This is a genomic window from Belliella calami, assembly GCF_022549695.1.
Taxonomy (GTDB): domain Bacteria; phylum Bacteroidota; class Bacteroidia; order Cytophagales; family Cyclobacteriaceae; genus Belliella; species Belliella calami.
This window is the reverse complement of sequence record NZ_JAKZGS010000008.1, coordinates 69306-83413: the sequence shown is the minus strand read 5'-3', so window position 1 is coordinate 83413 and position 14108 is coordinate 69306. Positions and strand designations below refer to the sequence as shown.

Here is a 14108-nt window from a genome sequence, read left to right as displayed (position 1 = left end):
TTATAAAGAATGTGCTTCTTTCATTTTTGATGGAACAAATTGATGGGAAAATCTAGTGTCGAAAATTTAATTACATTATTTTATTATACAGATAAACCTTATGAAAATCACTTGAAATTCATCATCAACCAACCCCAGCAATCTTCAACCTCACAAAGCCCAAATCATCATCAACATTTTCATGGATCCAGACACTTCCATCTTTGGCGAAGTAGGTCCCAGGCCTTTTTTTGTAACTATCCAATTCCGTTTCGGCTAGCATCTTTAGGTCTTTGTCAAATACAGTGAGAAAAACCCGGGTTTTGTTTGCTTCCTGATCTTCTGCATCAGAGGTTGTGAAATAAGATAATCGATAGAATTTTTGGTTGCTGCTATCCCAAACCCAACGTCCAAAATCGATTTGTTTGCTGATTATCTTCTGCTGCTCGCTAAACTCCTCCCTAGATCCCACTTTTTGCTTTTGACCACCTTCTTTTTGGTTTGGGGTTAAGGAGCTTTGAAATTCTATATGTTCGAAGCTGCCATTATTTTGATCGAATACCATGCAGTCATTGTAACAGTTTGAGGTAAAGACAACTTTCTCATCGATGACATGCATAAAAACACTCCCCAAATAGGCGATTTTCATTTCTCCATCCATGACAATTGAATATTTTTCAAGTCGCTCTGGATAAGGGAAATCTATCAGGTCCATTTTCTTTTTACCCAAGTGAAGTTTGGCAAGGTGGGGAATATTTTCAAACATTCTTATCAAACCAATCAATACAGTGGTATCATTGAGAAAAACGAACTCCCCCTTAAAGTTAAAATCGCCTTCTGAATCCTTATCGATGTAATCTGTTGGATGAAGGCTATATTTTTGGATCAATTTACCTTCAGTATCATAAACTCCACTTATATCAAATCCTTGCAAAAACAAGTTTCCATTTTTCCAATTCTTCATACTCATGACAAAAGCAGACACGGCATTGGGACCATCGTTGTCAAACTTTACTTTTTCCACCAATTTCAATTGATCCAGGTCAAATACTTCCAAATTGCTGGATTTCCTGTCATAGTTGAAAAGCTTTCCTTGGTCCTCGCTCAAGACCGAAAGCCATAAATTCGCTCCAGCCATCACCACTTCATCTCCCGAATCTACCAAAAGTGTGTCTTGTATTATTTGAAGCGAAATCGATGCTCCTTGATTTGATTTTGAGCTTTCAGAACTGCATGAACAAATGAGGATTACAAGCAAAAAGAGTATAGGATTTTTCATAAAATTGAATTTAAAACAAATTAAGTGATTAGTTTTAAAAATCCTAGTTTCTATCAAACCTTTCATCTGACAAATCCAAACAGCCAAAGAGGAATCCTATTGTAGGAACCAATAGGTACATCAGCAACAGCAAAAAATGAATCGGGCTGGTTTTTAATTTGAAAAACTGTCTTGTTTTTTCCGCTTGGATTTATTTACAAGATTTTCCATTTTGCTATTTTACTTAGCAAATACAATCATTTTTTGCCAAGTAAAATAGCATTTTATCAAACCCACTATTTGATTTGATGATGTCTAATAAAAAAAAACGAGTTTACCGATGGTTAACCTAAAATATGAAAGCGAAGTTACAGTCTCTGTTTAGGGAAATAAAACTCTTTTCGTTTCTTCGTGAAAATAATCGCAGTATAAATCCTCAAGCCCCTGGAAGCGCAATTCCCTTCACTCTTCTATAGAGATTGAGAGCATATTTGTCTGTCATTCCGGAGATAAAGTCCATCAAAATCCTGAGCATTTGATAAGGATTCACACCCGAATCCCAGCCTTCCAATGGAAACTCTTCTGGTAATAACCTTAGAATGCTTCTGTCTTGTCCCGAATAAAGATCCGTCTGGTAAAATTTATGGTTCAATGCTTTGGAAAACACTTCCAATAGCCCTTCCAAAACCTGAAAACCAGCAGCTTCTTTTTCCAAAACAGGTTTAGACCTGTAGATTTTCTTAACAGATAATTCAGAAATATCAGCCAATGCTTGGGCAGATGGAATGATGTCTGTCAATGCTTGGTCAAATTCTCCTGAAAGCATCTTTTCCTCTTGCTCCTCAAATGCAGCCACTGTTTCCTGAATTAGTTGATTGATTGCCATGGCTCTCAATATTGCCAATTTTTGAGTTTGTGTTTGATAAGTCTCCAATTTCGCTGGATCAAATCTATCTTTCAATATCATTGCCAAAAGCCCAATGGTCTCCTCCAAAGTCACCAAACCAAGTGTACAACCATCCTCCAAATCAATGATGCTATAACAAATATCATCAGCTGCCTCCACCAAAAATGCTAGTGGATGCCTTAGGTAACAGCCATTCTCAGATTTTTCTAAGCCCAATATTTCGCCCAAATGCCTAAAGTCTTCGGCCTGATCTGAATAGTAACCAAATTTCTTCTGACTTCTCCTTCTCTGATCTCGTTCAAAAACTTGGGAGGCTCTAGGGTATTTGGTAAATGCAGCAAGTGTGGCAAATGATAATTTTAGTCCATTATTTTTGGACACCAACATTCTAAATCCTTGAGCATTTCCTTCAAAATTACAGAGGTCTGCCCATTCTTCTGGTGTCACTTCTCTCTGCCAAATCTGACCATAGGGATGAAATTTGAAAAAATCTGATATCGCCGTTTCTCCAGCATGGCCAAAAGGTGGATTTCCAATATCATGTGTCAATGCTGCCGCTGCAACGATGGCACCAATATCGGAAGAACTTACTTGTGCTTTCTCCAAATTTGGATATTTGTTGAGTAAAAACTCTCCTGCTGTCTTTCCAAGTGTCCTACCAACTGACGAAACTTCAAGACTATGCGTCAATCTGGTATGTACAAAGTCATTGTCAGGTAAGGGAAAAACCTGAGTTTTGTCTTGTAGGTTTCTAAACGGAGCCGAAAAAACTATCCTATCATAATCCCTTTCAGGCTCGCTTCTAAATTGATTTTCAACAGGTTGTTGTTTCACTTTCGGATCAAATCTTCCAGGCGTCAGTAATTTTTCCCAATTCATCATGCCCAAAAATACAATCTATTCAACAAAATCAGGACAATCCGCAATCTTTTCCTAATTTTAAGTCGTGAAAAATTTCAACATATTCTACTTAATATTATTCTCTCTCTTTTCTTGTGCCGGAACTGAAGAAAGGTCAGATTCTTTGCTCAATGTTTTTATGGTCGATGCCCCTGCTGATATTGATGCTTTATGGGTGGAGTTGCTCGGTGTAGAGGTGTATGTATCGGCATCAGAAGGAGGGGAAAGTTCAGAGCCTATTTTCTTTCCTTATCAGGCGGGAAATCAAATGGTGGACATCAAGCAATTGATCGCAGGACAAGAAGTTTTGATAGGCAGAGGGGAAGTGAGAACGGGTAGCTTGACCAAATTAAAACTCCGCTTAGGTGATGAAAACTATTTGATAAAAGATGCCCGTAGAATCAATCTTGATCTTACAGAATCCGCTCGTGAGGGGCTAGAAGTTGATTTCCTGTTCAATTTACGCCCTGGAATTTCGCATGATGTCTATATAGATTTCGACTTGTTGAAATCTGTGAAAGCTCCAAATGACCCTTTGGATAGTTATGAACTACTACCAAGTCTGAGTGCATTTTCCAAAGCAAATACAGGGGAAATATCAGGCGCTATCCTCCCTGCACGTGAAGATGCTTTCCTATATGCCATACAACAAAATGACACAACCACAACAGGTGTAAACATAAGAGGAACTGGTCAGTTTCTTTTCCGTGGACTTGAGGGTACTTACACGATTTTTGTCATCCCAAAAAATGAAGACTACATCGCAGATACAATCCTTTCAGTGATCGTACAACCTCAAACCGTCACCCAACTAGGAAACATCACTCTCAGAGAAAGGGACTAAACATTACGAGCTTTGGAAAACCACATCAAATTCATGCGCAGGGCAATCGAACTTGCTGAATTGGGAAAAGGGAATGTTAGCCCAAATCCAATGGTAGGATGTGTAATCGTAGTGGATGATAAAATCATAGCAGAAGGATATCATGAACATTATGGTGAACCCCATGCCGAACCAAATGCTATTCGGCAGGTGAATGGGAATGTTGACCTTCGGGAAGCTACTGTTTATGTAACTTTAGAACCTTGTGCACATTTTGGGAAAACACCTCCATGTGCCAATTTACTTGTAGATAAAAAGGTGAGGCAAGTTGTAATTGGTGCAATTGATACGAATCCACTTGTAGGAGGAAAAGGAATTGAAATCTTGAGAAAAGCTGGGGTGATGGTGATTTCTGGCATTTTGGAAGAGGAAATCAGATATCAAAACAGAAGGTTTTTTACATATATAGAAAAACAAAGACCTTACATTGTCCTCAAATGGGCTCAGACCCAAGATGGATTTGTCGCTAGAGAAAACTTTGACTCCAAATGGATCAGCAACCAATATAGCCGTCAACTTGTACATCGATGGAGAACTGAGGAAGCAGGAATCATGGTCGGCACGAATACTGCACGCTATGACAATCCCAAGCTCAATGTAAGGGATTGGACAGGCAAAAACCCAATAAGAATCGTCATAGACAGAATGCTTCAGTTAAGCTCTGATCTTTCAATTTTTGACCAAAGCCAAGATACAATCTGTTTTAATTTGGTGAAAAATGAAAAACTAGAAAATTTGGAGTACATCAAATTAGAACCTGATTTTCCACTCTCAGCAATATTTTCAGAACTCTACAAGAGAAAAATCCAGAGTATCTTGGTAGAAGGTGGGACATTTTTAATACAAAAACTGATTGAAGCCGAACTTTGGGATGAAGCAAGGGTGTTTACAGGTCAAGTCAATTTTGGCAATGGAATCTCTGCTCCAAAAATCCAAGGAAAAATGATCCATAAATCAGACATTCTTGGCGATGAACTTAAGATATTGGAAAACACTAAATAAAAAGAAATGGCAGAATCACTATATATACCCGCAACTGATTCAAAAACTGAAAAATACGAATCAATCCTTCCTCAAATTGAGGCACTAATCGGCGGCGAAAAAGATCTTATAGCCAACTTGGCAAATATCTCCGCAGTCTTGAAAGCATCTTTTGGTTTTTTATGGGTAGGATTCTATCTGGTAAAAGACGATCAGTTAGTTTTGGGTCCATTTCAAGGGCCAATTGCATGTACTAGGATCAATCTTGGTAAAGGCGTCTGTGGTACAGCTTGGAAAGAAAACAAAACACAACTAGTTCCAGATGTAGATGCATTTCCCGGACACATTGCTTGCAGTTCTGATTCAAAATCCGAGATTGTTCTTCCATTTTCTACTGCTGGCAAAGTGGTAGGTGTTTTGGATATTGATTCGGACAAGCTTGGAGATTTTGATGAAACAGATCAAGTTTATCTGGAAAAACTAATTGCCATCCTTGAAAAAACAATCTAATCGCAAATTTCATATTAATTTTGCGATTATGATCGCTGATTTTATATGAAATTTGCGATTAGAGAATAAAATCTTCCAAGTTATCAGGATTTACCACCTGTACTTTGGCCTCTGGATAAGCATTTAAGAAAGTTACAGGGATCTTTACTTTGGCTTTGGGATTCCACTTGAACTCCCAAGCAGAAAGACTGCCATTCATTTCCTCAACATAATCAATCTCTTGCTGTGCATGGGTTCTCCAGAAGTAGCCAATATTATAATTGCCATTGAGAGCATTCATTTTCAAACGCTCTGCCATCAAAAAATTTTCCCACAGAGCCCCAACATCTGTTCTGCTTTCCAATGGAAGGAAATTGTTGATTATACTATTTCGAATACCATTATCCACAAAATAAATTTTCCTCGATTTTTTGAGTTCATTCCTAAGGTTTCGACTAAATGAACCTACCCTAAAAACAATAAAGGTTTGCTCAAGCAAGGTGATGTACTTTTCCACAGTCTCATTATCCAGTCCGGCAAGCATCCCAAGTTCATTGTAAGAAACTTCATTCCCTACTTGATAAGCCAAAGCTTGCAGCAACTTCTGAATCTGATCAGGTTTTCTCAAATTTCCCAAAGCAAACACATCTTTGAATAAATAGCTATCTGCTATCATCCTCAATCTCTCTTCTGCATCAGTTGGGTTTTGGACGATTTCAGGATAGTAACCAAAGACCATCCTTTGATTGAGCATTCTTTTTTCTTCCAAAAAATTGGTATGGGATACCATTTCCGAAAAAGAAAAGGGGAAAAGAAAATATTCCCATTTCCTCCCAGTCAATGGTTCCTTGATTTTATTTGATAGCTCAAAAGCAGAGGATCCAGTTGCAAACACTTTCACTTCCGAAAAGTTATCCACAATAATCTTTATGCAAACTCCTATATTCTCTATTCTTTGAGCTTCATCAATGACAATTGTCTTTGACTTTCCAATTAATGTCCTCAATTTGGTAGAACTTGTATTGGAAAGCATTTCCCTAACGTCAGCATCATCTCCATTCCACCACAATACAGGCACTTCAAACTGACTATTCAGATTTTTCAACAAAGTACTCTTTCCCACTTGTCTTGGGCCAAATACAATGATAGCCTTGCCATCAGCAATCCTCTTATTTAGTTTGATCTGAATTTCTCTATTGATATACATAATCGCAAATTTAATATAAATCTTGCGATTATGATCGCTGATTTTATATAAAATTTGCGATTAGATTATTTTACTTCCCACTTTTCTATGTATCTGGGTTCAAATTTCTCCATTTTATCAAGTAACTCTACTGGATCGTCAGACACAATCAACAAGTCCAATTGAGCTTGGTGCAGAAAACCTTCCTGACAACTGAATGACAAAAAATCAATCAATTTGTCATAATATCCATTGACATTATACAATGCCAATGGCTTTTTGATATAAGCGAGCTGATTGAGGGTCATGATTTCAAAAAGCTCTTCAAAAGTCCCAATGCCTCCTGCCATGGCAATAAAACCATCACCTCGCTCGGCCATTAGCCATTTCCTGTCCCGCATCGTCTCCACGATCGTCAATTCTGTACATCCCCTGTGCGCCACTTCTATATCAACCAACTTCTGAGGAATGATCCCATATACTTTTTTGTCAGCTTCCAACATTCTATCAGCTATGACTCCCATCAACCCAACATTCCCAGCACCATACACAAGAGCCATATCTCTCCGAATCATTTCATCTGCCAATAAATGTGCTGCACTTACATACACTGGGTTTTTCCCTTTATTCGAACCACAGTAGACAGTTATTTTTTTCATCCTTTTTTTTCAAAGTTAGGAAAAAGGAGTTGGAAGGTTGGGAAAGTTGTAAAGTTAAAATGTTTCTTGATGACGATTTTTGCACTTAAATAGTTATAAAAGGGTTAGGGAATGGAAAGTTAAAAAAGTTTGAAAATTGAAAGGTTTTGGGATAGTATCTAGTTCTCGCTAAGCTTCAACTTTGTAACATTCAAACCCGAAGATATCGGGGATAAGTAACTTGTAAAAACAATATTTCTCGATATACGCCAACTTTTTAACTTTCCAACCTTGAAACCTTACAACTTTATAAGCTTCAAACACACTCGCATTAATAAAAACCCTAATTTTACAACATGAAAATTTGCTTTGCTACTAACAACAAAAAGAAAATAGAGGAGGTAAAAGCTGCTCTTGGGGATTCTTTTATTATTGTTTCTTTGGAGGAAATAGGTTGTCATGAAGAACTTCCCGAAACTGGCGACACTCTTGACCACAATGCTTTTCAAAAAGCCCGATATGTAAAAGACAACTATGGGGTAGATTGCTTTGCAGATGACACAGGATTAGAAGTCGATGCCCTGAATGGTGCACCAGGCGTGTATTCGGGGAGATATGCTGGAGAGCCGAGAAGTGACGAAAGAAATATTGACCTACTTCTGAAAAACTTAAATGGAGTATCAGTCCGCAGTGCAAAATTCAAGACAGTAATAGCATTGCTCTTAAACGATGAAGAACATTCTTTTGAAGGCATTGCAAAAGGAGAAATCTTGAAAGAAAAAACTGGGACAGGGGGATTTGGCTATGACCCAGTGTTCAAGCCTGAGGGATTTGACAAAACATTTGCGGAATTAAGCATGGAGGAGAAAAACGAAATCAGCCATAGAGGCAAAGCTGTAAAGTCTCTTGTTCAATTTTTGAAATAAATCCCTAATTTTGCCCTTATGAGCAAACCTTATATTGTAGGAATTACCGGCGGTAGTGCATCTGGAAAAACTCTTTTTCTTGACAAATTACTCAACACTTTTGAGGAAGATCAAGTTTGTCTTATTTCTCAGGACAACTATTACAAACCTCGACACCAACAACCTATAGACGACAAAGGTGTCCATAACTTTGACACACCAAACTCTATCGACTTTGAACAGTACGCCTTGGATATCAAAAAAATCCAAGCTGGAGAGACTGTTTACAGGCAAGAATATACTTTCAACAATCCCAACAAAAAACCAAAGACATTGGAATTTGTACCTTCTCCCGTAGTAGTAGTGGAAGGGATTTTTGTTCTTTATTATCCAGAATTGGCAAACCTTTTGGATCTGAAAGTATTCATAGATGCAAAGGAATACATCAAGCTGAAAAGGAGAATCGTCAGAGACAAAGTAGAAAGGGGATATGACCTAGACGATGTCCTTTATAGATACGAAAGCCATGTGATGCCTACTTATGAAAAGTACATAGAGCCATTTAAGCACGATGCTGATATCATTGTTCCCAACAATAGAAACTTTGACAAAGCACTTGATGTAATCAAAACATATTTGAGGGCAAAATTCTAAAAAACCTAATTCACTGAATTTTAACAGTTTAATTTTGTTCAGATCTGATAAATTTTAGAAGAATAGACTATGTAAGTTTTCAATTTTTTATATATTTGCAGCCCGTGAGAAGAGAAGAACGAAATATAAGCCTCCTAAAACAGCGCATCACATTGTTGATGGTGATGTTTTTTTGTATGCTTGTATCCAGTATGGAATACTTTCCGAATCAGGATTCTGAAAGCTCTCATATCAAAAAAGAGACAAAAACTGAAAAAGAAAATTCCAGGCAAAACCAAACTTTTTTGGATGTAGCGGTAGATGCTGTAGTCCCTTTTGTAACAAGCCTAAGTCAGATTGCTTTATATATTATATATGAGATTATCGACTTTGAGTCAGTTTCTATCTCCACTACGGTCAGCCAAACCTTATTAAATTTAGAATTCAGGGAAATACTTTTTGAAAGAATAATTTCTACCAACGCACCCTGATTCCAAAGAGCTTCTCCATCTATTGAATACCCTAAGTATTCGAACCAATCTTTCATTTTAAAAATCAATCTATAATTATACAATTACTATGCGTAACCAAGGTGTTATTGTGTTTTTGACAGTAATCATTACAGCACTATGTCTGTATTATCTGTCATTCACATTTGTGTCGAGCAATATTCAGCAGAAGGCTGTAGAATATGCTACTGACGAAGTCGGAAATGTAGACTTCGGTAAAAAACAATCATACTTAGATTCTATATACAGGGAGCCAGTTTACAAATTTTTGGGAGCTGACTTTACATACAAAGAAATCAAAGAAACAGAATTAGGATTAGGCCTTGATTTGCAAGGTGGAATGCATGTGACTTTGGAAGTATCTCCAGTCGAGATCGTAAAAGGACTTACAGGAAACAGCAAAGACCCAATGTTCAATGCTGCTTTGGAAGAAGCCACAGAAGCAGCAAAAACCACCAACGAAAAGTTTGTAGATACTTTCTACAGATCTTGGCAATCTAAAGCTGGGGACAAAAAGCTGAATACAGTATTTGCTACAGCGGCCAACAGAGGTAGAATTTCCCTTGAGTCATCTGATGCTGACATATTGGGAATCATCGATGCTGAAGTTGAAAATGCAATCGAAAGATCTTTCAATATCTTAAGAACCCGTGTTGACCGTTTTGGTACTTCACAGCCAAACATCCAGAGAATACAAGGTTCTGGAAGAATTCAAATCGAATTGCCTGGAGTTGATAACCAAGAGCGAGTAAGGAACTTGCTTCAGGGAGTTGCCAAGTTGCAGTTTTGGGAAGTAGCGGAGATCAACGATTATGCTGGTGAGTTAGAGGCTGCAAATGCCCTTTTGGTAGCAGAAGCCAAAGCACAAAAAGCTGGAACAAGTGTTGAAGAAGTCCTTGCTTCGGAAGAAGAAGGAGAGACGCAAGAAGAAGGGGAAACTTCCTCACTAGAGCAGCAACTTGCAGATGGTGATAGCACTTCGGATTTTTCTTCTGAAATCTCACCAATATTTGCATTGACAAAAGCGAATTTTGGTTTGATCTATGAAATCAGAGATACAGTAACTATCAATAGAATCTTTGCAAGAGAAGATGTGAAATCTGTCTTACCTAGAGACGTGAAATTCTTGTGGGCAGTGAAGCCACAAAAAGCGGATGGCATGGAGTTATTGGAACTTTATGGAATCAAATTGAATAGAAACTCTGACATGGCACTTTTAGAAGGTGATGTGATCACTGATGCTAGACAAGTACTTGACCAATCTTCTCGTCCTGCCGTAAGCATGCAAATGAATGCTGATGGAGCTAGAAAATGGAGAAAAGTAACTGCAGAAAACATCGGAAAAAGTATCGCTGTAGTACTTGATGACTATGTATATACTGCTCCAACTGTTCAAGGCGAGATTCCTTCTGGACAATCAGAGATTACAGGAAACTTCTCCTTGGAAGAAGCAAAAGATTTAGCAAACATCTTGAAGTCTGGTAGCTTACCAGCGCCAACCAAGATCGTTGAAGAAGCATTCGTAGGGCCTACATTAGGTAAAGAGGCTAGTAATCAAGGTGTAGTTTCAATGATTGCGGGTTTGGTGCTAGTTGTACTTTTCATGGTAGCTTATTATGCTAAAGGTGGATTTGTAGCTATCGCTGCATTGGTTTTCAACATCTTCTTCATTTTAGGTATTCTTGCCCAACTAGGAGCGGCATTGACTTTACCGGGTATCGCAGGTATTGTGTTGACCATCGGTATGTCGATAGATGCGAATGTCTTGATCTTTGAAAGGATCAAAGAAGAGCTTCGAAATGGCTCAGGACTATTGGTTGCGATCAATGAAGGTTATAGCAAGGCATTCTCAGCTATTTTGGATTCGAATGTGACAACATTCCTTACTGGTGCTATCCTTTATGCATTGGGCCAAGGTCCTGTTAAAGGATTTGCAATCGTATTGATGATTGGTATCGCTTCCTCTTTCTTCTCTTCTGTATTTATTACAAGAGTAATTGTTTACTGGATGAGCAAAAAAGGAGGAGATAAGAGTTCAATTTCTTTCGCTACTCCGTTTGCCAAAAATGTCTTGAGTGATTTGAATATAGATTTCCTAAGCAAGCGTAAAGTGGCTTACCTTTTCTCTACTGGTTTTATAGTAGTTGGATTGGCAGTGGCTTTGATCAGTGGCTTGAAGTTTGGCGTTGATTTTACAGGAGGTAGATCTTATATCGTAGAATTCAATCAACCAATAGCAACTTCAGACTTGAAAGTTGGATTGGACAGTGAGTTTGACGGCTCTGTTGAGGTAAAAACCTTTGGTGGCAACAATATCTTGAAAGTTACAACTTCATATCTTATCAATGAAGACGACGATGCTTCTAATACTGAAGTAGAACAGAAAGTGAAAGAAGGAATAGAAGCTGTAACTGGCTTGACCTACACAAAAGATGCTACAAACCTCCAAGAAAACCAATTCTCGATTACTGGTTCATCTAAAGTAGGAGCGACTGTAGCAGATGACATCAAAGCATCTTCTGGTGAAGCAATGTTCTTTGCCTTGATCGCAATCTTCTTGTACATCTTATTGAGATTCCGCAAATGGCAATTTTCGCTTGGATCTATCATTGCATTGGTTCACGATGTATTCTTTGTAATTGCAGCATTTGCGATTGCAAGTGCATTGGGAGCTACATTTGAGATTGACCAAGTGTTCATTGCAGCGATGCTAACTGTAGTAGGTTACTCCATCAATGATACCGTGATTGTATTTGATAGAATCAGGGAAAATATTGAAAATAGAGGTACATCCAAATTGGTAAAAATGTTCAATGACGCTATCAACCAAACTATGGGTAGAACACTTATCACTTCATTCACAACTTTGATTGTAGTACTTGTATTGTTGATATTTGGTGGTGAGGTATTGAGAGGTTTCTCCTTTGCATTGTTTATTGGTGTATTGGTAGGTACATATTCATCGATATACATCGCGACTCCAATCGTGGTGGATTTGATGAAGCGTGAGATTGAAAATGAAGTAGAGCCAGTTAAGAAGCCTGCTTAATTTATTGAAATTATAGTCTAAATATCTATATATCTAATGAAAAGGGAGTTGAGAAATCGACTCCCTTTTTTATTTTTAAACATAGGCACAAATAGCCATAAAAACCACCTCCCTATATGGTACCCGTTCCCTATACGAAACCTGTTCCCTGAAGGGAACAAATTTGATTAACCCCGCATGCAAATGCGGTGGAAATAAGAACCCAACCATACCTCTTTCTCAACTCCAGCGGAGTTGAATTTAAAGAAGGTACTTTTCATCAAAGATGACCCCATGATCATTTAACAATTTTTTGTACTCATCCAAAAATGAAATATTCTTATGATGTTCTTCTTGGTTAATAATATAATCAATTAACTTTTCTTTGGCATGAGCATTTACGGTAAACGCCCCGTACCCTTCTTGCCAACCTTTCCAATTCTCAAAAAGACCTTTTTCTTTAATTAAGGCTGTGGTAGAAAGTTTGATGTCCTTTACCAAGCTTGCCAATGAAATGGATTGATGGATATGTGTAAAAATATGAATATGGTCTTCTACTCCATTTAATCGGTATAGATGGCAATTCTTGTTTCTCAAGTATCCATATATATAAGCAAATAGCTCTTTCTTGTTGTTCTTGGTAATGGTTTTTTCTCTTTTGTAAGTCGAAAAGACAATATGATAAAGTAGGGAAGTGTAAGTACTCATGATAAAATAGTTAAGGTTAAAAGTCTTAACTAAGATAGAGAGATTAAGAAAATAAATCAATTCTTTATTTAATGAACTATGTACAGTAGATGAATTTTATACCCTAACTTGTTTCTCTAATGATTCAACCCCTTTGGGGTTGGGAGATATCTATTTATACTACATCTTTCCTCTCCTCCGCATTTCAATGCGGGGTTAATTATATTCATTCCCGCTGGGAATGTGAGGGGTTCAAAAGACCAAAATCCACTTAAGAAGCCATGTGTTAAATCATGATATTTTCAGAAAACACCTTAAAATCGGCATGAAGCACCGTTCCCGAAAGGGAACAAATTTGATTAACCCCGCATGCAAATGCGGTGGAAAAAAAGACTCAACAATACCTGTTTCCCAACTCCAGCGGAGTTGAATTTGATATAGTGAAATAAAATAGGATGATTCAACCTCCCAAAAACATCGGAATAGGCACATCGGGGTTGGGAGATATCCACCGATATTACATTTTTCCTCTCCTCCGCATTTCAATGCGGGGTTAATTAGATTCATTCCCGCTGGGAATGTGAGGGGTTCAAAAGACCAAAATCCACTTAAGAAGCCATGTGTTAAATCATGATATTTTCAGAAAACACCTTAATATCGGCATGAAGCGCCGTTCCCGAAAGGGAACAAATTTCATTAACCCCGCATGATAATGCGGTGGAAATAAGGACCCAACAATACCTCTTTCCCAACTCCAGCGGAGTTGAATTTGATATAGTGAAATAAAATAGGATGATTCAACCTCCCAAAAATATCGGAACAGGTACATCGGGGTTGGGAGATATCTAGTTATATTACATTTTTCCTCTCCTCCGCATTTCAATGCGGGGTTAATTATATTCATTCCCGCTGGGAATGTGAGGGGTTCAAAAGACCAAAATCCACTTAAGAAGCCATGTGTTAAATCATGATATTTTCAGAAAACACCTTAAAATCGGCATGAGGCACCGTTCCCGAAAGGGAACAAATTTGATTAGCCCCGCATGATAATGCGGTGGAAATAAGGACCCAACAATACCTCTTCCCCAACTCCAGCGGAGTTGAATTTTGATATAGTGAAATAAA

General features: G+C 37.9%; 12 protein-coding genes. 7 read left to right on the top strand and 5 right to left on the bottom strand.

The window, feature by feature from the left end:
• Positions 1–124: 124 nt before the first annotated feature.
• Both MM236_RS11150 and dgt read right to left on the bottom strand, forming a co-directional pair.
• On the bottom strand, positions 125–1258 hold the full coding sequence (locus MM236_RS11150; protein ID WP_241275064.1) for a DUF4221 family protein: 1134 nt from the start codon (positions 1256–1258) through the stop codon (positions 125–127).
• A 415-nt stretch (positions 1259–1673) separates the two neighbouring features.
• Entirely contained in the window at positions 1674–3026 is a 1353-nt protein-coding gene (dgt, locus tag MM236_RS11145) for a dGTP triphosphohydrolase (protein ID WP_241275063.1), read from the bottom strand.
• A 64-nt stretch (positions 3027–3090) separates the two neighbouring features.
• Here dgt and MM236_RS11140 point away from each other — a divergent pair, with 64 nt between their 5' ends.
• From MM236_RS11140 to MM236_RS11130, 3 genes are read left to right on the top strand one after another with little or no spacing between them, the layout of a single operon-like run.
• Positions 3091–3888 carry a DUF4382 domain-containing protein gene (locus MM236_RS11140; protein ID WP_241275062.1) on the top strand — a complete coding sequence of 266 codons (798 nt, stop codon included), beginning with the start codon at positions 3091–3093 and terminating at the stop codon, positions 3886–3888.
• Between the two features lie 12 nt (positions 3889–3900).
• The gene (gene ribD, locus MM236_RS11135) at positions 3901–4929 is read left to right on the top strand and encodes a bifunctional diaminohydroxyphosphoribosylaminopyrimidine deaminase/5-amino-6-(5-phosphoribosylamino)uracil reductase RibD (RefSeq protein WP_241275061.1); all 1029 of its coding nucleotides are present in this window, start codon (positions 3901–3903) and stop codon (positions 4927–4929) included.
• 6 nt (positions 4930–4935) lie between these two features.
• Positions 4936–5418, top strand: a complete 483-nt coding sequence (locus MM236_RS11130) for a free L-methionine (R)-S-oxide reductase MsrC (RefSeq protein WP_241275060.1) — start codon at positions 4936–4938, stop codon at positions 5416–5418.
• A gap of 58 nt (positions 5419–5476) precedes the next feature.
• On the opposite strand, the gene MM236_RS11125 is transcribed toward MM236_RS11130, so the two are convergent.
• Both MM236_RS11125 and MM236_RS11120 read right to left on the bottom strand, forming a co-directional pair.
• Positions 5477–6604, bottom strand: coding sequence for an ATP-binding protein (locus MM236_RS11125; protein ID WP_241275059.1), 1128 nt, complete (start codon positions 6602–6604; stop codon positions 5477–5479).
• Between the two features lie 65 nt (positions 6605–6669).
• Complete coding sequence (locus tag MM236_RS11120) at positions 6670–7242, bottom strand: LOG family protein (RefSeq protein WP_241275058.1); 573 nt, start codon at positions 7240–7242, stop codon at positions 6670–6672.
• Positions 7243–7577: 335 nt separating this feature from the next.
• Here MM236_RS11120 and MM236_RS11115 point away from each other — a divergent pair, with 335 nt between their 5' ends.
• From MM236_RS11115 to secDF, 4 genes are all read left to right on the top strand, one after another.
• Positions 7578–8147: a non-canonical purine NTP diphosphatase gene (locus tag MM236_RS11115; RefSeq protein ID WP_241275057.1), complete on the top strand. Its 570-nt coding sequence runs from the start codon at positions 7578–7580 to the stop codon at positions 8145–8147.
• An 18-nt stretch (positions 8148–8165) separates the two neighbouring features.
• Entirely contained in the window at positions 8166–8780 is a 615-nt protein-coding gene (gene udk, locus MM236_RS11110) for a uridine kinase (RefSeq protein ID WP_241275056.1), read from the top strand.
• A 104-nt stretch (positions 8781–8884) separates the two neighbouring features.
• On the top strand, positions 8885–9250 hold the full coding sequence (locus MM236_RS11105; RefSeq protein ID WP_241275055.1) for a hypothetical protein: 366 nt from the start codon (positions 8885–8887) through the stop codon (positions 9248–9250).
• An 88-nt stretch (positions 9251–9338) separates the two neighbouring features.
• Entirely contained in the window at positions 9339–12317 is a 2979-nt protein-coding gene (gene secDF / locus MM236_RS11100) for a protein translocase subunit SecDF (RefSeq protein ID WP_241275054.1), read from the top strand.
• 240 nt (positions 12318–12557) lie between these two features.
• On the opposite strand, the gene tnpA is transcribed toward secDF, so the two are convergent.
• Positions 12558–13004 carry an IS200/IS605 family transposase gene (gene tnpA / locus MM236_RS11095; RefSeq protein ID WP_241275053.1) on the bottom strand — a complete coding sequence of 149 codons (447 nt, stop codon included), beginning with the start codon at positions 13002–13004 and terminating at the stop codon, positions 12558–12560.
• Positions 13005–14108 lie beyond the last annotated feature (1104 nt).

Excerpts from the sequence above, each read along its gene's own strand:
- MM236_RS11150 (WP_241275064.1), bottom strand. The coding sequence starts at position 1,258 with ATGAAAAATCCTATACTCTTTTTGCTTGTAATCCTCATTTGTTCATGC.
- dgt (WP_241275063.1), bottom strand. The coding sequence starts at position 3,026 with ATGATGAATTGGGAAAAATTACTGACGCCTGGAAGATTTGATCCGAAA.
- MM236_RS11130 (WP_241275060.1), top strand. The coding sequence starts at position 4,936 with ATGGCAGAATCACTATATATACCCGCAACTGATTCAAAAACTGAAAAA.
- MM236_RS11125 (WP_241275059.1), bottom strand. The coding sequence starts at position 6,604 with ATGTATATCAATAGAGAAATTCAGATCAAACTAAATAAGAGGATTGCT.
- MM236_RS11120 (WP_241275058.1), bottom strand. The coding sequence starts at position 7,242 with ATGAAAAAAATAACTGTCTACTGTGGTTCGAATAAAGGGAAAAACCCA.
- MM236_RS11115 (WP_241275057.1), top strand. The coding sequence starts at position 7,578 with ATGAAAATTTGCTTTGCTACTAACAACAAAAAGAAAATAGAGGAGGTA.
- udk (WP_241275056.1), top strand. The coding sequence starts at position 8,166 with ATGAGCAAACCTTATATTGTAGGAATTACCGGCGGTAGTGCATCTGGA.
- secDF (WP_241275054.1), top strand. The coding sequence starts at position 9,339 with ATGCGTAACCAAGGTGTTATTGTGTTTTTGACAGTAATCATTACAGCA.
- tnpA (WP_241275053.1), bottom strand. The coding sequence starts at position 13,004 with ATGAGTACTTACACTTCCCTACTTTATCATATTGTCTTTTCGACTTAC.